Raw genomic sequence first — 19548 nt, 5'->3', positions numbered from 1 at the left:
GTTTCAAAAGTTGTAATCGTTCAATTCCGCGCATCCTGCGCCGGCAACGGTTCGCCAGCCAACGACACCGGTGCCAGTTTCAGACCCGTCAGCCGTTCTTCCTGCTCCCGCACCCCGTTTCCGTTGCGGTCTGCAAATTCCGTTGTTACCCGCCACGCCTGCGGCTGCTGCGATCTGGCCGGCCGTTCATCAATGGTTATCGGCTGCCTCGGGTTATAAATTAACCAGCCGTCCGCCTGTGCGTCTGTTTCATTGTGTTGCCCGGCCTGGAAGCACCAGCTCCCCGGATCCGGGACAGGAGCCGAACAGTGCCCCCGGTAACGGCTCCATTGATGCTCAATGAGCTCGAACGGGTTGATGCCCCTTTGCTCTGCCAGGTTGCCGTCACGACTCAGCATCACCTCCGCACCCTTGATCACCAGGGCCGACCGCAGCTGCCCCAGCACCATGTTTGCCGCCCGCTCTTCCGCATTGCGCGTCTCCCGCTCCAGCACGCCCAGCAGGAACCACCAGAGCACCGCCAGTATGGCCAGCGCCACCCCCAGCCGAAACCAGCGAGACATCGCCAAACCGCTCGCATCGGACATCTTCGCCGGTGCCATTCATCCCCGCCCCATGGCGGCCGCGCCCAGATCCCAGATCGGCAGAAACACGCCCAGCGCCAGAATCAGCACCAGGATGCCCATGGCCACGATGAGTATCGGCTCAATGGATTCCGCCAGCCGCTTCAGGCCGTAATCGACGTCCTCGTCGTAAAAGTCCGCCACGTTGTTGAGCATGTCGTCCACCGAACCGGTTTCCTCGCCTACGGCAATCATCTGCAGGATTAGCGGCGTGAACATCCCGCTGTTTCGAGCCGTGCGCAATAGGCTCTCGCCCCGCTCGATACCCAACCGCATATCCTTGATATGCAGCGAAATCCAGGCGTTGTCGGTGGCATCTGCAACCACCGTCAGGGCCGTTGTCACCGGCATGCCCGCCGACAGCATAGTGGCAAAGTTGCGGGAGAATCGGCTCAGGGTAATCAGCTCCAGCAGTGGGCCAATGATCGGCACCCGCAACTTGTAGCGGTCCCAGGTTAACCGGCCCTGTTCTGTCTGTTTCCACTGGCGAAGCAATAACCCGCCTGCGGCTAAAAAAAACAGCACCACGTACCAGTAGCCAAGCAGAAAGTTCGAGGTGCCAACAAGTACCTGGGTCAGGAATGGCAGGTCCGCACCCAGCTTGTTGAACACCGCGGCAAACTTCGGAATTACCAGGAAGTTCACCACCATCAGTGCCGCCAGCAGCGCAATCACCACGAATGTCGGGTAGCGCATGGCCTGCTTCAGGCGCCGACGGGTGTCCCGCTCCAGCTCCAGGATCTCCGACAAACGCTTGAAGGCGTCGTCCAGCATCCCGGTGTTCTCGCCCACGTGGATCATGGCAATGAACAGCTCCGAGAACACCCCGGGGTGCGCCTGCATGGCAGTGGCCATGGTCGTGCCGCCCTCAAGCCGGGTGGTTACGTCTTCCAGCACCTCCGCCAGCACCGGCGACCGGGTGGTTTCGGCCAGCCCGCGCATGGTGCGGATCAGCGGGATGCCCGCCTTGGTGAGGGCATGCATCTGGCGGCAGAATACGATCAACTCGTCCAGGGTGACCCTCTTGCGAAACACCGGCAGCCGGTTCAGTCGATCAAGCAGTGAATCCCGCTCTTCCACCTCGCGAATGGTCAACGGAGTAATGCCCCGGCGCATCAGCTCCGATGCCGCCGCGTCCGCGTTCGGAGCCCCGAGGGATCCCTGCTGGACCACGCCGCGATTGTCCTTACCCCGGTAACTGAACTGCATCAGTCGCCACCCCCGAGCGGCTCATCTGGCAGGGGAATCTCGGCTTCCGGTGCGAGCTCTCCTTCCGAGGTCGCGGCCACCCGGGCCACTTCGTCCAGCGTAGTCGTCCCCTGGAGCGCAAAATCCATGGCGCACTGGCCCAATGGCCGGTACAGGGGGCTCTGGCGAGCTGCGATGGTAAAAGCGGAAACGTCCCGGCGCCGGAGGGCATCCAGCATGGCTTCATTCATTTCCAGCAACTCGTAGACACCAATCCGGCCTTTGTAGCCGGTATTGCTGCACTGGTAACAGCCGCGGCCGCGTATGAAGCCCGCCTCAAGGTCGAGAGGATCCAGATCGAAACTGCGCAGCCACACCAGTTCCTGCTCACTGGGGGAATAGGACTCGGCGCAGTTCTCGCACACCCGCCTTACCAGCCGCTGGGCGACAACCCCCAGCAGGGAGCTGGCCACCAGAAACGGTTCCGCGCCCATATCAATGAGACGCATGGCGCTGCTGATGGAGTCGTTGGTGTGCAGAGTGGACAGCACCAGGTGGCCGGTCATGGCGGCGCGCAGGCCGATTTCCACGGTTTCCCGATCCCGCATTTCGCCCACCAGGATCACATCCGGGTCCTGGCGCAGGGCCGCCCGCAGCACGCTGGCAAACTCCAGCCCGATTTTCGGATTAACCTGAACCTGGGTAATGCGAGGCAGACGGTACTCCACCGGGTCTTCCGCGGTGATGATCTTCACCTCGGGGCGATTAAGCTCTGTGAGCGCTCCGTAGAGCGTCGTGGTTTTACCACTGCCGGTGGGGCCAGTTACCAGAATCATGCCGTGGGGCTTCTTGATCATCCGCCGGAAGCGCTCCAGCAGCTCCACTGGCATGCCGGTACCATCCAGATTCAACATACCCTGGCTCTGGTCCAGCAGACGCATTACCACCGACTCCCCGTACTGCACGGGCATGGTAGACACCCGCACATCAATGCTGCGGCCCTTGACCCGCACATTGAAGCGACCGTCCTGCGGCATCCGCTTCTCGGAGATATTGAGACCCGCCATAAGCTTGAGGCGCAGGACCAGTGCAGCGTTGACCCGCTTCTCCTTCATCACCTGTTCCTGCAGCACGCCGTCCACCCGCTGCCGGATACGCACCACGGCTTCATCCGGCTCGATGTGAATATCCGAACTGCGGGCCTGCACGGCATCCTCAAACAGAGTCTGCAGCAGCTTGACCACCGGGGCCTCGGCACTTTCCGATTCTGCGGACAGATCGGCCAGGTCGAACGCATCGTCGCCCAGTTCGTCCTCCAGCTCTTCGGCCAGTGAGGCAATCTCATCGGTGCGCCGGTACACCAGATCCAGGGTGTTCAACAGTTCGCTCTCGCGAACCACCGCCTGCTTGATAGGCTGCTTGAGAATACGGACCAGCTCATCGTAGGCGAAGATATCGAGGGGGTCGGCCATACCCACGAGCAGTTCGCCCCCCTGCTCTGCCAGCACAATACTGCGGAAACGCCGGGCCATGGCTTCCGGCAGCTTTTTCACCAGTTCATTGTTGAACTGGTAGTGGCGCAACTGCACAAAGGGCACGTCGAGCTGACGGGACAGTATGTTGAGCAAACTGTCCTCGTCTACGTACCCCAGGTCGGTCAGGGTCTTGCCGAGCTTGCGACCGGTGCTTTTCTGCTCGCGCAGGGCCGTCATCAACTGCTGTTCGGTAATGACGTCGTTCTGAACCAGCAGGTCCCCTAACCGGACTTTCTTTTTCGGTTCTGTTGTCATCATCCCGCCTGCAAGCTTCTCAGTCGTTCACGAACGTAGTCCGCCAGCGAGGGCGACAGCCCTGGCAGCTGTGCCGCCTGGGTGTAGGCCCGTGCGGCGCTGTCACGCTCGCCACCGGTTTCCAGGGCAATGCCGAGCCCCACCCACCAGGCCGCCCGGCTGTCGTCCTCGGCGATCAGCAGCGACCAGTGCCGGGCCGACTCGGCGCTTCGGCCGGCCTGCTGAAGCAGTGTGGCCAGAGTTACCCGATACCCGGCGTTGTCCGCCACGGGCGGCACAGAGCTCTCCAATGTATTCAGGGCGCCGGCCAGATCGCCGGTGGCATGCAGGGCACGGGCCCTGAGCAGGCGCAAATCCGGCACATCGGCGGTCACGTCAGCTGGCAGCCAGGCCAGGGCGCGCTCCGGCTTGCCCTCCACCAGCATCCGGCGCGCAAACACCTCGCGGCTGGCAGGGGCGGACTGAGCCGCCACCAGTGCCTGTAACCGCTGTTCGGCTTTCGCAACCTCACCATTGCCAAGAAGCGAGGCAAGCTCCTGACTGACCCGGCGATCCACCGCTTCCGGGGTTTCCCGAACCTGCTTGACCGCGGGCAGCTCTTCTTCTGCCGTCGAGGCGGATAATGGCTTTCGCGAGACTGGCGTCTGCGCTGGCGGAACCGGCGCTGAATCGGCGACGGGCTGTGACTGAGTAGCTGAAGCCTGGACAACCCCAGGTTCCGGTTCGGATGGCTGCTCGCCTGCATCGCGCTCCAAAGTCGCAACCGGGGCGTCAACGGGCTGTTCCACCTGCCGTTCAACTGCTGGCGTCGGCCCAGAGGCTGGCGCGTCGCTGATTCGTTCTGGCGCCATCACAACCGTCTCTGGCTGAGACTGCGGCTGTGGCTCTTTCGACTCCACTACGGGCGCATTCCCCATGGCATCGCCGGCACCGGCCCCAGAATGGTCGGGATTCAGGAACCAGATTGCCGGAACAGCGGCCAGACCGGCCACCAACAGCAAAACAATAAACCATGGGGCCTTTCGTGCGGGCCGCTTACCGCGAACCTGGCCGGTGTAGGCGCTGGCGACCTCCGGTCGGTTCTGCCGTTGTTCGGCAGCCCTGAGCGCATCATTAAGCAGGCTCATAACCACCTCGCAATCAGACCCGGCGGCCGAACGCTTTCGGTATCGCGGATGGCCTGCAGGGCATGGGATTTCTGTACCAGCCGGTCGCCGCGGCCCCAGGCCGCCAGCAGGGATTTATGGGCGAGAATGTTTACCAGCCTGGGAATACCGCCAGACGCCCGGGCAATCAGCCGCAGAGCCCCCGGTGTAAAGAGGTCGGCGCCATTGTAGCCAGCCTGGGCCAGTCGGTGGCGCAGGTACTGCGCCACCGACTGCCTATCAAGTGGCGCCAGCCGGTAATGGAAAGTGATGCGCTGGTTCAGCTGTCTGAGACTCGGTTTCTGCAGCAGCGCATCGAGCTCGGGCTGGCCGAACAACACCACCTGAAGCAGACGCATGCTCTCGGTCTCGAGGTTGGTGAGCAGCCTCAGCGCCTCAATGGTGTCTTCGGGCATGGCCTGGGCTTCGTCAATGACCAGCACCACCGGCCTTCGCTCCATGGCGTGGCCAATGAGGCGTTCATTAATGGCTTTCAACACCTGGTGATTGTTGGCGCAGCCGGCCGGATCCACCCCCAGCTCCTCGGCAACGGCCTCGTAGAGGGTCTCTGGCGTCAGGCAGGGATTGGGAATGTAGGCGGTGTGCGCCTGTTGTTCCAGCTCATTGAGAAGAAGGCGGCAAAGCAGGGTCTTGCCAGTGCCAACCTCACCGGAAATCTTGATGAAACCCTCTCGCTGGCGCAACGCCACCAGCAACAGCTCCAGCGCATCACCATGGCTGGGCGCCCGCAGAAAGTAACGGGTGTTGGGCGTCAATGCGAACGGTGCTTCCTGCAGTCCAAAGTGGGATTCATACATGCTATCGCGGCGCTTTCTCCGGCTCAGGGGTAACGGACCCGGACGATTGCAGCAGCTCTTTCAGAACGCTCATGCGTTCCCGGCTCGCAGCGATGTCGGCGTTCATTTCCGGCAGCCCGGCCACCACCGGCCGCAGCAGAATCACCAACTCGCTTTTGCGTGACTGGAAACGGCGCTGTTTGAACAGCTCGCCTACCAACGGAATTTCACTTAAGAAGGGCACGGCTGAGTTCTGGTCTTCACTGGTGTTCTGGATCAGGCCACCAATCACCACAATCTGCCCGCTCTCCGCCCGGATCACACTGTCGGTTTCGCGAACGGTGCTGCTGGCCAGGGGCAGCGTCACGTCCCGCTCGCCAACGGTAATCACCTTCTCCTGGTCGGTCACCTCGCTGACCGCCGGGTGCACGTGCAGGGTAATCGAGCCGTCTTCCGAAATCTGGGGCGTGACATCGAGGGAAATCCCCGAGAAGAAGGGGGTGAGTTCCACCGAGGTGGACGTCCGATCCGTTGCCGCCACGGCCGAGTTGTTGTCGTCAAAATCGATATCGGTGACGAAGAACTCGTCGGTGCCCACCTTGATCACCGCTTTCTGGTTGTTCACGGTGGAAATGCGAGGACTGGAAAGAATCTGGACATTGCCCTGCCGGCCCAGCAGCTCGATCAATCCGGTAAAATCGCCGGCCCGCACGCTGGCCGAAAACAGGCCGCCGATGTCCGAAGTCTGGATCACCTGGCCGGCGAGGGCCTGTGCGGTGAAGTCTTCGGGCAGGCCGTCAGAGGCGGTGATGCTGGAGGCGCTCTGAATGTCCGACCAGTTGATGCCCTGCTGGTAGCCTTCGTTGAGGGCAATCTCCAGAATTTTGGCCTCCAGGATTACCTGCCGCTGCATGATCAGCTCGGTGCGGCGCAGGTAATCCTCCACCAGCTCAAGATCGTCGGAGCCCGCGCGAACCATAACCAGACCGGCGCCGGGATTGACGATCACCTGCTGGCCGTCGCCGCCAACAATCATGTTGAGGGCGGTCTGGATGTCCTGCCAGAAATCAGACTCGGTTTCGGTGGAGATAGCGGTGCCAATCAGGTTCCGGGTGTCGCCGGAGTCACCGGCACTGCTGCTGGCGCCTGCATCACTGCTGCGGGCATTGGTTACCTGCCCGGAACTGACCCGGGTCTCGGAGCCGCCACGACGCTTGAAATGCAGGTAGTCTATGGCAAACAGGCGAGTCTGGAGTTCATCAGCCATTACCCGGAACAGACGGCCGTTGCGCCGGATATCCAGACCGTACAGATCGGCGGCAATGTCCATAACCTCTGGTACCGTCACATCGCCCAGACGCAGGTCCACGACAACATCGACTTCTGGATGGACCACCACGTTGTAACGGGTACCCTCAACCAGGGACTGGAAGAAACTGGCGGCCGGTACCCCCTGGGCCCTCACGTCAAAGCGCTCGTCCAGAGCAGCGCTCGTCGACAGCGGGGGCAGCAGCGCGGCACTGACATCCGGGGGCAAGGTGCTCTCCACAGGTGCCTCCGGCTCTCGCTGGGCAGGCTGCCCGGCCCGGGCCAGGGTCTCTTCGATGGCCTGCGCCGAATCGGTGGAGGTGGCCGTAGCCGTGCGCATCAACGGGTTGTTGCTGCAGGCTGCGAGGCCCAGGGCCAGGGCCAACACGCCGAGGTTTCTGATTGTGGTCATGTCTATCCGTTTGTCAGTCATTGAGTTCCCCGAACCTGCGGAAGTCCCTCCAGGTACAAGACCCGTTCGCGGCCACTGTCCGAAACCCGCACATGATCGTGGTAGATCCGGATGACCCGCACGCCATCAAACCTCTGTCCTTCCGTGAGGGCCTTACCTTCAATCACCGCAACCCGCCGATCCTGGCTGTAGAGGATGGAATCCAGCACCAGGGTCCGCTCTGGCTGCGGCGTTGAAACCACCTGGTCGCCCGCTGGAGGGCGGGTCGGATCCTGCAGCGCCACGGCAGGTCCGGACAGCGATGCCACCATCACCAGACCCAGCCAGCTCTGCATTGCCACACGCGCCCGACATTTCATACTCAAACCCCCAACCAGGCCGGTTCCAGGCTCAGCGTGCGCACACGAATGGTCGCCTCTCCAGCAGGCCAGTTGCCGGCATCATAGTGCAGCCGGACCCAGCCCAGGCGATCGTCCAGCGCTTCCAGCCGCTCCAGGTAGTTCAGTACCTGCAAGTAACTGCCGCGTATCCGCAACTCCACTTCGTGGGCGTAGAGCAGAGGCTCCGCTTCCTGCTCGCTGTCGGTGTTTGCCGACGGCGCATAGACAGGTGTGGGCTTTTGCAGTTCCAGGCCCTGCAACTCCAGCTCATCCTGGGCGGCAAGCATTGTCTGCAGGAGCGAGACCATGGCCCTGGGCGCAATCAACTCACCGGTGGTGTCGGAAATCTGTCGATTGAGTGCCTCCAGTCTCTGTTGCCTGGCACTGAGCTGGTTTCGCAACGAAAGGGAAGGATCAGTGGCCAGTTCACGCTCCAGTGTCTGCTGCTGCGCCAGGAGGCTGTCGGCATCCGCTGACAGGGCCTGCAGGCGATTTTGGAGACGCTGGTGTTCCTGCTGAACCGGAGCCACGGCAAGCTCCCAACCCCCGACAACCAGGACAACCAAAGCCGTCGCGAGCATCAGCGCCCGTTCCCGCACGGGACGCTGGTTGTACCGGTCGGCAAGATCCGCCAGCCTGTCAGGGAATGAAAGGGCCATCAGTCCTCCTCCCCGGTCCGCTGGCTGGCGACGCGGAACTCAATCCAGGGCCCCTCATCCACACGGGAAAGACGGAAGGCTCCGAAGGTCTTTCCGGCGAACGCCGGTTCCTGCCCAAGTTTTTCAAGGTACAGGGGCACCAGCGCGCCGCTGCGGCTACGTCCCTCGAGAATGACCTGATCGGCGTCCGCGGCCAGGGTAATACCGGTGAGCCAGACATCTTCGGGAATCTGGCGGGCGAGAGCGGCCATGCCGGGGGAGAAGCGGCGATCCTCGGAAAGCACCAGGCTCTCAACTTTCTGCAGCAATCGCTGGCGGCGTGCCAGGGTCTCTGTGACCTCTGCCAATTGCGCCTCCAGATCAGCATCCGGCTGACGGCCCCGGACTGCTTCCTCGAGACTGTCCACGGCCTGCTCCAACTGCCGGTTCTGCTGTTCAAGACCCGCGACCCGCGCATCCAGATCCATGTTCTGGTATCGCACCAGACCGGCGGCAAGAACAACCAGCAGCAACCCGGCTCCGACTATCGCCAGGGCGGTCCCGGCCTGCAGTTTCTGCTTGCGAGGCCGCAGCTCCTCGGTGTACAGATTTACCCTCTGGATCATGCGCGTGCCTCCGCTGGCAACGCCAGGCCGGCACTCCAGGCCGGCAGGCAGCGACTATCCAGGGGCTCATCCAGGCCCAACGACTGCCATTCCAGTGTCTCCACACCGGCGGCCACGTAGGACGAGAGCATCGAGGCCAGCGGCAGGACGCTATCCCGCGCGACCAGGCGAATCCGGGCCGGGGGCACCTGCCCCAGCTGGCTTTCGTAATAATCCAGTGAGCGCTGCATTTCCAGGGCCAACGACTGCACTGCGAATTCCTGGCGCGAGGCATCCCGCAGATCGTCCGAATTCACATCAAGGCGGCGGGACAGGTAGAGGGTGTTGTTCTTGCATATCACCATCTGGCCATAGTTTTCACGCAGGTGAACCAGCGCGGCACTGCGACCGCTCTCATCCAGCCGGCACACCAGGTTGCGCAGGGCCAGTTCGGCAATATCAATCTGTATGAGCGAGAGCCCGGACGCCTGTACCAACGAGACCAGCTCGGACACCAGGGCTTTCCTGGCGGCTACCACATTCACCAGCTCGCCGCTTCCTCGGGAGGCATCCATGGGAAAGGGGAAAACATCCGAGACGGCATCCGAAGGGCTGAAATCAAGAAAATCCTTGAGCTTCCATTTCAGGGCGTCACCCAGCTCAGACTCATCGACGCCCTCGGGGCGTTCCATCTGGAATACCTGATACTGATCCAGCGGCAGAACCAGGGTAGCGGAAGCGCCGGACCAGCCATACCGGGACACCAGGTTCTCCAGCGCGGCCACACGCTTGGCGGGCAGGCATTCGACAAACCCGTTACCGCCCGAGCCACCGGAAGCCGCCCAGGCGATGCCGTCCGGGCGGATTTCAAGGCAGACCTGTTGCCGCACACGGCCCCGACGAAAAATGCCAGCCAGTTTGTTGATCAGTGATGTGCTTGTCATACAGTCCGCTCACCTGGATCCGAGCGCGTCTCGCCAGCCCTGTAGTTGTTCGCTGTCCAAAAAACAGCCGCTTTTTTACAAACGATAACATGATCGTTGAGAAAGTGAACCTAACTCCCAGATTTGGCGGTTGATTTGACTTCTTTTTGCAAGCGCTTAACAAAAAAGCCTCCGCAATGCGGAGGCTTTTTTGTTGATCACGTTTCCCTCAGAAGGGAATGTCGTCATCAAAGTCGTCAACCGGTTCCGGCATGCTGCCCTGGGACGGCTGATTGCTGTAGCCACCCGACTGGGGCGGATTGCTCTGCTGCCCTGCCGGCGCGTTGTAGCCGGACTGCTGCGGCCGACCGGACGGGGCACCCTGGTTCATGCCACCTTCGCTTCCGCGACTATCCAGCATCTGCATCTGGCCGTTGATGTCCACCACCACTTCGGTGGTGTAGACGTCTTGCCCCTCCTTGTTCTGCCACTTGCGGGTCTGCAGCTTGCCTTCAATGTAGACCTTGGAGCCTTTACGCAGATACTGGCCGGCCACTTCTGCCACCTTGCCGAACAGGACCACGCGGTGCCATTCGGTTTTCGGAACCAGTTGTCCGGTCTGACGATCCTTGTAACTCTCGTCCGTTGCAAGATTCAGGTTGACCACGGCATTGCCGTTGGGGGTGTAACGGGTATCCGGATCCTGACCCAGATTGCCGATGAGAATTACCTTGTTTACGCCTCGTGCCATGTTTTGCTCCTGACTCTGTTTTCAGGGACAGCCCGCGATCCCTGCGGGCATCCAGATTTCACGAATTGTTAGCCTGCCGGACAAATGGGAAGTCCGCAAGTGACGCTTCATCAAAAAACTGGCGGTCAATTTTCAAGTAGGCGGTGGCCGCCTCTTCCACGATGACAACATCCTGCACGCCTGGGAGCTGCCTGAGGTCGTTATCGATATCATCGTACTGATCGCCAAGAACCTGCTGTAACTGTACCACGAAACTGGTGGTGTAACCGGGCGATGGCATGGTGAGGGCGAAGATTAACCATAGACCCAGCACGCCAACCATAAACCACAGGACACCGGAAATCCCCGCCTGCTCCAACAGGAATCCGCCCAGGGCCCCACCCAGGAATGCTCCCAGGAATTGTGAGGTGGAGTACACTCCCATAGCAGTCCCCTTACTCGCGGCCGGTGCTTCCTTGCTGATCAGCGAGGGTAGGCTGGCCTCAAGCAGGTTGAACGCCATGAAAAACAGAAACAGGACGCCCCAGGCTGCGATCAGGCTCGAGGACACCGCCGTAAAGCTTGCCGTGGCGATCGTCAACAGCGCGATTGCGCCGCACAGTACCGGCTTCATTCTGCGCTTCTTCTCGCCAATGATGATGAAAGGCACCATGGCAAAAAACGACGTTACCATCACGCTCAGATAAAACCACCAATGGGAATCGCCCGGCAAGCCAAGCTGGTCCTGCAGCAGTGAAGGAAATATCAGAAATAGGGACGTGAGCGCCAGGTGCAAGGCAAAAATGCCGAAATCCAGCCTCAGCAGTCGACCATCCGAGACAACCCGGCCAAGCATTTCTCTGGCAGGCTGGGTGTCCGCGCTGTTTCTATGCTGATGCGGTGTCGGCACCAGCCGGTAAACAACAAACAGAGCCATCACCGCGAACGCGCTTGTCGTGTAGAAGATTCCTGAAAGGCCCCACCAGGCCCCGAGTAATGGCCCAAGCACCAGCGACACAGAGAACGACATCCCGATGGTCACGCCCACGGTGGCCATGGCCTTGGTTCGTTGCTCTTCCCGGGTAAGGTCACTGAGCAGCGCCATCAAGACGCTGGCGATCGCCCCGGCACCCTGAAGAATCCGACCCGCGATCACAACGTATATGGAGTCGGTGGCTCCGGCAAGGAAGCTGCCAGCGGCAAACAGGAGCAGACCGATATAGATCATGCGCTTGCGTCCGACCCGGTCGGACAGCATTCCGAACGGGATCTGCAGCAGCGCCTGGCTCAGGCCGTAGGCCCCGATAGCCAGACCCAGAAGCGCCGGCGTCGCCCCGTCCAGATCGCTGCCGAGTAGCATGAACACCGGCATGACCATGAACAGCCCGAGCATCCGCATGGCATAGACCGAGGCCAGGGCTGCAACAGAGCGTTTTTCCAGGGCATTCATGGCAAGTACGTACCTCAGCCGGGGTTGAAAGCGGTCCGATTCAGGAGCAGATACCGTTCGCAGGCGGCGCATTGTAGCAAAAAGGCGCGGCAGCAGGGGACCTTCGGAAGCAATGGCATTTTATCGTCGAAGAAGGAAATGGTAATGATGGGCTGCCCGGGCGGGCGGTGAAGCTGGCGGAGGTGTTCCTACGTCCTACGTTGAGGATCTGGGGAGGGTTAGAGATGAAATCGCCTCCCAAAAGCACATAATGTCGTTGGCTTTCGAGAGGCGAAGGGCAGCGTGTCTAACGCTCTTGTTTCAGAATCAGAAGCTGTATTGGGCTAGAAACATAACCCGATTGGCGTCTCCGTCAGAACCATCCTGGTTCTCTTTCGAAATGCGTGCGTACTCGACGCCCATTTTAACCTTAGCGACGGGAGACCACTGATAGTTTGCGGCAAGCATAGAGTTTCGCTCACTCTCTCCACCCACAGCAGCGCCAGCGGCGGCCGCTTCGTCTAGGTCCTGCTCGGCGATACCATAACCCACATTCACGGAACTGCCGCCACCCAGATTCAAGCTTGCGCCGAACGTGCCTCCAACTGATTCAATGGTTTCGAGATCTCCAGAAGCGCTCGTGGTATAGGCATCCAGACCAAAGAATCCATTGCTGCCGGTTCTGTAGATGTAGGCTGCAGCGCCGTCAGTGTAGTTGATGGCGGCGCGAAGGGTTAGCGATTCAGTCACGGCGATGTTGCCAGAGACGAATGCTCCATATCCAAAAGCGGAATCGTCAACCGTCCCGTCATCAACGGTAATTTGCTTTGCCATCGCACCCGCCGCGTAAGACATGCCACCCATCGAATCCTGGAATCTCGCTGTTACCGTCGGAGTACTTTTTGTGACGTTACCGGGACCACCAAGGTCATTGTTAACGAGGCCACCGAGCTGCTCCTCGATAGAGAAGGACAGCGGGCCACTCGTATAACGAATCTGGGGAACGCGGTTTACCGTTCCGCCTGTACCAGGCAGTGAGTCAAAGTCGAGCGTTGACGAATTACCGAAGAAACTGAGGTAGTTTGACCAGTACTGTCCGATCAATACCCCATTGTACTCACCGTAGGCATGCCGGAGTCTCGGAACAAGGGTATCGTTGTTGTCAAAGTCAAGTTCAACGACTGTCTTAACGCCCTCTGGGGACTCCACCGAAAGCCCAAGACGACTGGTATTGGCATCCATTCCGAAATGACCACTGGCACCGTCCGAACCGGACGTGTTCACGGCGCCGATGCTTCCTGACTGCCCACCCGAAGCAATGTTTTCATCGAGGTCGTAAGAGGCTGCGACTCGCGCAAAACCGTAGAGATTCACGTTGTAATCGCCAGCGTTCAGTTCAACAGCACCAGCGTGGCCAGCTACCGAGAGAATGCTCATCGAAATCGCTGCTTTCATGCCAGATTTTAGTTTTTTCATTTTCATTGTTTGATTCTCCAGTTTATATTTGGAATTGTTCCATTTTCGCTCATCCAAAACCGACTACGGCTCGAACACACCCTTCTCGAAATACACCTCCTGAAGCCAAAATTAATTAAATGCTGAGCTAACAAAAAGATCTTTTAATACATCCCTATTTATTCACTTGTAAAATGCACCAAACGATCAAAAGAATAAAAAAACGACAAGCAAAAATGTCTGGAGACAACAACGATAGCGCTTGCCGCGTGAAATAACCCAACCGTAACAACGCTCATCTAACTGATGAAACAGTTGGGCTCGTCGACTTTTAAAAATCACAAACCAAACTTATTTAAATCTGCTCCCAAACGAATTTTTTATTTTTTATTTAAATCTTTTATTAATATTAGACATTTAAGCTATGGACCCACTACACAAATATTGTGTTGTTCTACCCATATATTGATGATTGTTAGGTTCAACAGTCTTAGAATCGGAAAGTCTAGAGCTGGCAGACGACTAGAGATGAAATCGACTGGAAGTTTCGAGCAGTCCGGCCGCCTGTTCAGAAAGGCTTATGGTATGACTCTCCAGTTGAGTTCGAACTGTGCGGATTTCGATTGTCGAGAGATGAATCTGCTCGACTTTTTGTGCGATTTCATCCGTCGTCTCAGAAATGCCTTCCACGGACGACAAAACCTGAGACATGTCTTCCACCAGGCTGCTCACGCACCCGGTAATTTGGTCGATCGATCGCGCAGTTTCGCCAGCCGTCTCCTCGCTATCCAAAACTTCTTTCAGACCCTGCTCCATGAGATTCGAAATTTCCCGCGTCTCCCTATTCAGCAAACCCACAATATCTGATACTCCTCCGGTCGCAGACACCGTTTTTTCAGCCAGCGAACGCACCTCGTCTGCAACGACAGAAAAACCTCGACCGGCATCGCCAGCCCGGGCCGCCTCAATCGCTGCGTTCAGCGCAAGCAGGTTCGTCTGCTCCGCCAGGCCATTGATCACATCGACAATTTTGTTGACTTGGCTACCCGTCTCTCGGAGACGGCGGGCCTGCTCGTTCGCTTTTTGGATTTTTACGGAGAGCGAATGCATGTTGTATGCGCTTGTCTTTATGACAGAAGCTCCCTTCCGAGCGGACTGATCGGCTATCTGCGCAGACTGGTAAACGGCAGCCGTACGAACGGCAATGTCGGACGCAGTGTGGGAAATCTCCTGCACCGAAGCGGCCGTCTGCTCCGTTTTCATCTCAACTTCTTCGCTGCTGCCCGTCATTCGATTCATTGAATCCTTCAACTCACGCTGGACGCTATTGAGTTCTTTATTCCCTTGAGCAAGTTGGCGAATCACCGTCGATACATCCTCGATCATCTGATTCGCTGATCTCGCCAGCTCATTGAATTCGTCGCGAGGATTCGAACCGACGTTCAACCGATTACTTAAGTTTCCCCGGGCAACCTGAGAAAGAAGATCGATAGTTGAACGCAGCCGACCAACCAAGGTGCGAGATACCCGGATCAGTGTGATCACAAGAATGACGATGACTGAAATTGAAGTGATCAAAATGAGTGCGGTCGAAGCTTCCCTGGCCTCCTTGGCGTTCTTTGTGGAGGACGCAATCAAACCGCTTTTCAAAGTTTGGTTCTGCTGTTCAATGGCAGTCTCAAGAAGGTGCCCAACGCTCGTCGTACGAAGTTCAATCCGATGGACTTTGGCTGCCAACTTATGGATGAGAACAAACTCAGCATTGAAGTCAGCGATCGCCTCACCAATACTGTTGTTCTCCCAGCCCATTTTCGCGACGAGAGCCCCCATCCGATCAATTGCTTCGTATGCCGGCTCCGCTGTGGCAGGGTCCAGGCTCGTCAACAACTCACCTAGACTAATTACAGCCTGATTAATGTCTTCATCGAGCAGCGAGATCCCCAAATCTCGCAATTCCTCGTCTACAGTTCTAGCAATTTCCTCTCTCAGTCCCTCAGAGTCGTCCTGACCGAGCCGCTCAATAAAGCCGAGCCATTCAGTGCGCAGTGAAATATAATCTGTCACTTGACTTTGAATAGCGTTTGCGGAACTTACCACTCCGTCGCTATTGAGTTGCCCGGCCAATCGCACCAGTTGCTCTGCACTATCCTTCAAATCGACCAACCGCTTACGATATGCAGGCATATCGAGAGATTGGAGACTAGCAGCCTCGCTCTCCAGCTTTAGCCATTGCACCAAAAGCGCAACGGAGACTCTTTCGTAGGCCGTCACTTCGCCGCGAGCCTCGAAAGACGAAGAAACTTCATCCAACCCCTTCAATGCTGAAAGCGTGAGAAGCACCAGGCCAATAAACGTGACAGCAACAAGTAAATGAAGCTTGCGCTGCCAGGACAGAGATAAGACCAAGATGGGAGCCCCCGGAGGTCTATGAGTTTTGGATAACGGGAATTTCAGCTTTCACTATGGCCCCGGTGCCATTTGAAGAGAATACTGTCAGATGCCCTCCCTGCGACTCCGCTCTCACACGCATGTCAACGAAACCCTTCCCGCTGTTCTCTCCTTTTCTGAACGCAGTATTCGCGTCAAAACCGATACCGTTGTCTTGAATCGTCAACGTGAGAACGTTCCGCTCAACGCGCAGCCTGATTCGGGATTTCTCTGCTCCCGAATGTTTCACGATGTTCTTTATGGCTTCCTGAGCAATACGGTAGACGGCGATTTCAATCTCGGAGTCAAGTCGCTGGGAACGGGGCGACATCACCAAGGAGAACTCGATACCGCTTTCGAGTCGAGCTTGATCCACCAAATCCTCAAGTGCTTTGAATAGCCCCTTTTCGTCGAGAGCTTCTGGACGCAAATCCCCAGAGAGCTTATGGACTGCAGTCATCGTATCGTTGAGGGCACTCAGAGCAGCATTAAAATCTCGGCGGCCAGTTTCTCCCAGTGATTTGGTTAACTCGGAGGATTGTAGTTTTGACTTCATGACATTCATTGGTCGCAAAATCTCTTTTTGCAGCGCCATGGCGACCCTGCTCCGCTCCTCTTCCTGACCCTCTACCACCTTATGGGATAGGTTTTTCAGCCGGACGTCCGCAAGCCTTCCCTCGGAAAGCGTTAGCCTCGCACCAACAAAGCCGACCAGCACTACAGCACCGACTGCAAGGCCCGTGATGATCTGAAGTGTCGCCAGAATATTGTTATCAACAGACGAGCGGATCGAGAGAATCGAGTCTTCCAAGTCGTCAACATAGAGACCCGTGCCAACCCACCAGTCCCACTTGTCGACCGGGGCGGCATAGCTGATTTTGTCAACTACTCGCCCTCGAGAAGGTTTAAGCCATGCATAGTCTGTGTAACCACCACCAGCCTCTGCTTGTTTATAAAGATCCTGGATGAGGCGGACTCCGTTGGGGTCTTCCAATGTTCGCTGGTCTTGCCCTTCAAGCGAAGGCACGGATGGGTTCACAAGTGTTGTGTAATGATCATAAACAAAGAAATATCCATCTTCCCCGTAACTCACATTCCGCAAGACATTTCTTGCAAGTTCTTGTGCTGAAATATCGCGTTCGAAATCTGAAGTGGAGAAATACTCCAGAGTGGTTCTGGCAATATCCGTATAGTTTTCAATTTCTGACCGCCTTAGATCGAAAATCGTATCCGTGAAACTTTGAATATTCTTTTCACCCAATTGTTTTGCTTGGTAGCCGGCGATAACAATCAACAGGGCGCTAACCACCAACAACGGAAGAAGAGATACGATGAGTATTTTTGTCTTGAACGTCAGCTTTTTCATCCTAATACCTTGTTGAGGTAAAACGTGCACCGGAGGCTCACCACACTCAAATCAAAACTAACACCATCCAACTAAAATAACGCCGCGCATATTGCTCAAATGCTCTCGTTTTTTGTGCTTAACTGGAGATCTGTCTTAAAAACGCGGAGATTACCGCACCACAAAAGATTGTGGACTTTGCTGATTTCCGTCTCCAAGAAGGAAATACTTTCCTATAGGGCGCTTGATATGGTGTCCGAGATAAGGAACGCCGCTCGACAATGGCGGTCGTTTTGGGGCGGGGGCTTCAGCTAAGATTTATACCCTGGCTTTTACTAATCGTTGGCGACGGCTTTAGCAAGCTGCTAGCTTCCTTGAAGAGGATGAGAAGAAGCATTCAAAGAGTGGCCAACATAGCCAGATTTCCTTACTGCTTGATCCCAGATATTGATTGGAGGTTCGTCTGAAACAGTTCAAAGGTCTTTTCGATCAGAGACCGTTCTTGCTTTGCTACGCGAAGGGCAAACAGCCCACCCAGCGATTTGTCCTTGCAAGCAGGACAAGTTGCAGCAATTTCCATGCAGGCGTGAAAGAGCTGTTCGGGCCGAAATAACGATTCGTTGGTCTGGTTGTCTGGCTGATTGAAGGCCAATTCTCGGTGAGCAACCACCTCACTGGCTAGCCCCACGAACATCTCAAGAACTCTTGGATCGGGGCGGTTCGCTATAAATGTGCGGTCAAACAACTCGATGTCATTTGCGCTGACAATTTCAACACCACCGGCCAAATCTGAGAGCGCAGTACAGTGGCTTTCTATAATGCAATGCAACTTGGCGCGTTCTGGCATTTGGTTTCTGCCATCAGCCCACATCACCTGGACAACAGGCAGAATCGGTGCGAGATAGACGAACGAGGGCGGAAGATCATGCTGAGAGAGGAAGGAGGAAAAACGATCATGATTCATTGGAAATGCACCTCATGGGTGATTGGTAAAGTGTATGCAGCGCCTCAACCTCTGCCAGGCTCGCGAGAGACCAACGTGACGAAACTTTGTTGATGCCGATCATCGAGCCAAAAAACCTTTAACTCTACCCGCATCACAGTTACCCATGGCTCTAATCGCGAAGAGTCATCATCACTGTAAAGCTCAAGAAGCGAAGCCTCAGCAGAAAAAGGACTGACGTCTAATTCCCAACGAAAACGCTGATTAAACTCACCTGACTCGGTGCCCACCGACAGCGTCTCGCGATGTACCAGCTCAACCAGTTTAGACTCCGCCCAAAGGGCAGCCTCCGTGTATTCTTGCGACCTCGCGACGCTTCGGTAGGACACCGTCGTTAGCTGTAGAACCGTGGCAAATATAAGCGTGAAAACGATAAATGCAGCCAACACCTCAATCAGGGTGAATCCTCGCGATGAACTGGGTTTCAAATTATTCCCGATCATTGAGCCCACGCCTCAAGACGATCTGACCAGTAAGCCAGGCAACATCAATCACCCAGGTTTTTCCGGGCCCTTCAAGCACAACCCGGCCTCCAGTGGAACTTCCATTGGGGAAAAAGCGGATACTCGCAGTCCCTTGGCCACCTAATTCAGACTGTGCGGTAACCAACTTAAGATTCAAAGAGCTGGGCAAAGACACCGTCCTGTGATTTGTTAAAGCGGAATAGCTGTTCTGTTTAGGGTCGAACAGGATACGTTGCTCTTTATTCGTGATGAGTGCCTGAGCCCGAGTATCACGTATCGCCGCGAGCAAATCCCTTCCTACACTATTGATCTCGGCACGTTGAATGCTATTTATGATCAGTGGGGAAATCAGCCCTACTATCAGCGTTACCAGAAGCAACGCCACTACCAATTCAATTAGGGTAAAGCCAGCGATGCCCTTTGTAGACGCTCCTTTGCGTTTGAAAAAAATTGGCGCTACTCCCAATTATTCACATCCCGATCACCGTCTTCGCCACCGGGACTGTTGTCAGCACCCAAGGTGAAAATATCAAAATCCGAGTGCTCTCCAGGATACTCGTAGTTGTATTGCCGCCCCCAAGGATCTTCCAGCTGTGACGGTTTCGCAAACTGGGGCACAAGATCATTCAAATCCTCCGGTGGCGTCCCGAACTCTACGTAATATTCCGTCACCAAGCCTGTCAGCAGCTGGATCTGGCTTTCCGCTGCCTTGCTCTTAGCTTTTTCGGTTTTACCCAAGAGATTTGGTACAACCAGACCAGCTAGCAATGCCAGCAGCATGACAACAACTAAAAGTTCGATAAGACTGAACCCTCGAAACCTGGAGGGCATAGCGGGGCATTTATAGTTCATTTTTTCGAGACCTCCAAGGAGCGGTTATTGTATG

19 protein-coding genes are annotated in these 19548 nt (G+C 57.0%); all 19 read right to left on the bottom strand.

Going from position 1 to position 19548, the window contains the following annotated elements; all coding sequences use genetic code 11:
- Positions 1-20: 20 nt before the first annotated feature.
- A complete protein-coding gene (locus BM344_RS16255; protein WP_091992236.1) occupies positions 21-602 on the bottom strand; it encodes a hypothetical protein in 582 nt (193 codons plus the stop codon).
- Complete coding sequence (locus tag BM344_RS16250; protein ID WP_091992235.1) at positions 603-1832, bottom strand: type II secretion system F family protein; 1230 nt, start codon at positions 1830-1832, stop codon at positions 603-605.
- A complete protein-coding gene (locus BM344_RS16245; RefSeq protein WP_091992234.1) occupies positions 1832-3601 on the bottom strand; it encodes a GspE/PulE family protein in 1770 nt (589 codons plus the stop codon). The genes BM344_RS16250 and BM344_RS16245 overlap by 1 nt, the downstream gene beginning before the upstream one ends.
- Complete coding sequence (locus BM344_RS16240; protein ID WP_091992233.1) at positions 3601-4728, bottom strand: tetratricopeptide repeat protein; 1128 nt, start codon at positions 4726-4728, stop codon at positions 3601-3603. Before BM344_RS16240 ends, BM344_RS16245 begins: the two co-directional genes overlap by 1 nt.
- Complete coding sequence (locus BM344_RS16235; protein WP_091992232.1) at positions 4725-5564, bottom strand: ExeA family protein; 840 nt, start codon at positions 5562-5564, stop codon at positions 4725-4727. The genes BM344_RS16240 and BM344_RS16235 overlap by 4 nt, the downstream gene beginning before the upstream one ends.
- Before the next feature lies 1 nt (position 5565).
- Positions 5566-7263, bottom strand: a complete 1698-nt coding sequence (mshL, locus tag BM344_RS16230; protein WP_091992231.1) for a pilus (MSHA type) biogenesis protein MshL — start codon at positions 7261-7263, stop codon at positions 5566-5568.
- Between the two features lie 17 nt (positions 7264-7280).
- Entirely contained in the window at positions 7281-7598 is a 318-nt protein-coding gene (locus tag BM344_RS16225; RefSeq protein WP_091992344.1) for a hypothetical protein, read from the bottom strand.
- A 26-nt stretch (positions 7599-7624) separates the two neighbouring features.
- On the bottom strand, positions 7625-8302 hold the full coding sequence (gspM, locus tag BM344_RS16220; RefSeq protein WP_091992230.1) for a type II secretion system protein GspM: 678 nt from the start codon (positions 8300-8302) through the stop codon (positions 7625-7627).
- On the bottom strand, positions 8302-8907 hold the full coding sequence (locus BM344_RS16215; RefSeq protein WP_091992229.1) for a PilN domain-containing protein: 606 nt from the start codon (positions 8905-8907) through the stop codon (positions 8302-8304). The genes gspM and BM344_RS16215 overlap by 1 nt, the downstream gene beginning before the upstream one ends.
- The gene (locus BM344_RS16210; protein ID WP_091992228.1) at positions 8904-9830 is read right to left on the bottom strand and encodes a type IV pilus biogenesis protein PilM; all 927 of its coding nucleotides are present in this window, start codon (positions 9828-9830) and stop codon (positions 8904-8906) included. Before BM344_RS16210 ends, BM344_RS16215 begins: the two co-directional genes overlap by 4 nt.
- Positions 9831-10038: 208 nt before the next feature.
- A complete protein-coding gene (ssb, locus tag BM344_RS16205) occupies positions 10039-10560 on the bottom strand; it encodes a single-stranded DNA-binding protein (RefSeq protein ID WP_091992227.1) in 522 nt (173 codons plus the stop codon).
- Between the two features lie 58 nt (positions 10561-10618).
- Positions 10619-11989 carry an MFS transporter gene (locus BM344_RS16200; protein ID WP_091992226.1) on the bottom strand — a complete coding sequence of 457 codons (1371 nt, stop codon included), beginning with the start codon at positions 11987-11989 and terminating at the stop codon, positions 10619-10621.
- Between the two features lie 306 nt (positions 11990-12295).
- The gene (locus BM344_RS16195; RefSeq protein WP_228143667.1) at positions 12296-13450 is read right to left on the bottom strand and encodes a DcaP family trimeric outer membrane transporter; all 1155 of its coding nucleotides are present in this window, start codon (positions 13448-13450) and stop codon (positions 12296-12298) included.
- 495 nt (positions 13451-13945) lie between these two features.
- On the bottom strand, positions 13946-15829 hold the full coding sequence (locus BM344_RS16190; RefSeq protein ID WP_091992225.1) for a methyl-accepting chemotaxis protein: 1884 nt from the start codon (positions 15827-15829) through the stop codon (positions 13946-13948).
- Between the two features lie 19 nt (positions 15830-15848).
- The gene (locus BM344_RS16185) at positions 15849-17216 is read right to left on the bottom strand and encodes a cache domain-containing protein (protein ID WP_091992224.1); all 1368 of its coding nucleotides are present in this window, start codon (positions 17214-17216) and stop codon (positions 15849-15851) included.
- Positions 17217-17622: 406 nt separating this feature from the next.
- Positions 17623-18159: a hypothetical protein gene (locus BM344_RS16180; protein ID WP_091992223.1), complete on the bottom strand. Its 537-nt coding sequence runs from the start codon at positions 18157-18159 to the stop codon at positions 17623-17625.
- 44 nt (positions 18160-18203) lie between these two features.
- Positions 18204-18641 carry a type IV pilus modification PilV family protein gene (locus tag BM344_RS16175; RefSeq protein WP_091992222.1) on the bottom strand — a complete coding sequence of 146 codons (438 nt, stop codon included), beginning with the start codon at positions 18639-18641 and terminating at the stop codon, positions 18204-18206.
- Positions 18628-19128 (bottom strand): GspH/FimT family pseudopilin, encoded by a 501-nt coding sequence (locus tag BM344_RS16170; protein ID WP_091992221.1) that lies wholly within the window; start codon positions 19126-19128, stop codon positions 18628-18630. Before BM344_RS16170 ends, BM344_RS16175 begins: the two co-directional genes overlap by 14 nt.
- Positions 19119-19514, bottom strand: coding sequence for a type II secretion system protein GspG (locus tag BM344_RS16165; protein WP_208603461.1), 396 nt, complete (start codon positions 19512-19514; stop codon positions 19119-19121). Before BM344_RS16165 ends, BM344_RS16170 begins: the two co-directional genes overlap by 10 nt.
- Positions 19515-19548 lie beyond the last annotated feature (34 nt).

This window comes from Marinobacter gudaonensis, assembly GCF_900115175.1.
GTDB classification, from domain to species: domain Bacteria; phylum Pseudomonadota; class Gammaproteobacteria; order Pseudomonadales; family Oleiphilaceae; genus Marinobacter; species Marinobacter gudaonensis.
Note: the sequence above shows the minus strand (reverse complement) of the source record. Positions and strands in the feature narration are given on the sequence as shown.

Excerpts from the sequence above, each read along its gene's own strand:
- BM344_RS16255 (WP_091992236.1), bottom strand. The coding sequence starts at position 602 with ATGGCACCGGCGAAGATGTCCGATGCGAGCGGTTTGGCGATGTCTCGC.
- BM344_RS16250 (WP_091992235.1), bottom strand. The coding sequence starts at position 1,832 with ATGCAGTTCAGTTACCGGGGTAAGGACAATCGCGGCGTGGTCCAGCAG.
- BM344_RS16245 (WP_091992234.1), bottom strand. The coding sequence starts at position 3,601 with ATGACAACAGAACCGAAAAAGAAAGTCCGGTTAGGGGACCTGCTGGTT.
- BM344_RS16240 (WP_091992233.1), bottom strand. The coding sequence starts at position 4,728 with ATGAGCCTGCTTAATGATGCGCTCAGGGCTGCCGAACAACGGCAGAAC.
- BM344_RS16235 (WP_091992232.1), bottom strand. The coding sequence starts at position 5,564 with ATGTATGAATCCCACTTTGGACTGCAGGAAGCACCGTTCGCATTGACG.
- mshL (WP_091992231.1), bottom strand. The coding sequence starts at position 7,263 with ATGACCACAATCAGAAACCTCGGCGTGTTGGCCCTGGCCCTGGGCCTC.
- BM344_RS16225 (WP_091992344.1), bottom strand. The coding sequence starts at position 7,598 with ATGCAGAGCTGGCTGGGTCTGGTGATGGTGGCATCGCTGTCCGGACCT.
- gspM (WP_091992230.1), bottom strand. The coding sequence starts at position 8,302 with ATGGCCCTTTCATTCCCTGACAGGCTGGCGGATCTTGCCGACCGGTAC.
- BM344_RS16215 (WP_091992229.1), bottom strand. The coding sequence starts at position 8,907 with ATGATCCAGAGGGTAAATCTGTACACCGAGGAGCTGCGGCCTCGCAAG.
- BM344_RS16210 (WP_091992228.1), bottom strand. The coding sequence starts at position 9,830 with ATGACAAGCACATCACTGATCAACAAACTGGCTGGCATTTTTCGTCGG.
- ssb (WP_091992227.1), bottom strand. The coding sequence starts at position 10,560 with ATGGCACGAGGCGTAAACAAGGTAATTCTCATCGGCAATCTGGGTCAG.
- BM344_RS16200 (WP_091992226.1), bottom strand. The coding sequence starts at position 11,989 with ATGAATGCCCTGGAAAAACGCTCTGTTGCAGCCCTGGCCTCGGTCTAT.
- BM344_RS16195 (WP_228143667.1), bottom strand. The coding sequence starts at position 13,450 with ATGAAAATGAAAAAACTAAAATCTGGCATGAAAGCAGCGATTTCGATG.
- BM344_RS16185 (WP_091992224.1), bottom strand. The coding sequence starts at position 17,216 with ATGAAAAAGCTGACGTTCAAGACAAAAATACTCATCGTATCTCTTCTT.
- BM344_RS16180 (WP_091992223.1), bottom strand. The coding sequence starts at position 18,159 with ATGAATCATGATCGTTTTTCCTCCTTCCTCTCTCAGCATGATCTTCCG.
- BM344_RS16175 (WP_091992222.1), bottom strand. The coding sequence starts at position 18,641 with ATGATCGGGAATAATTTGAAACCCAGTTCATCGCGAGGATTCACCCTG.
- BM344_RS16165 (WP_208603461.1), bottom strand. The coding sequence starts at position 19,514 with ATGAACTATAAATGCCCCGCTATGCCCTCCAGGTTTCGAGGGTTCAGT.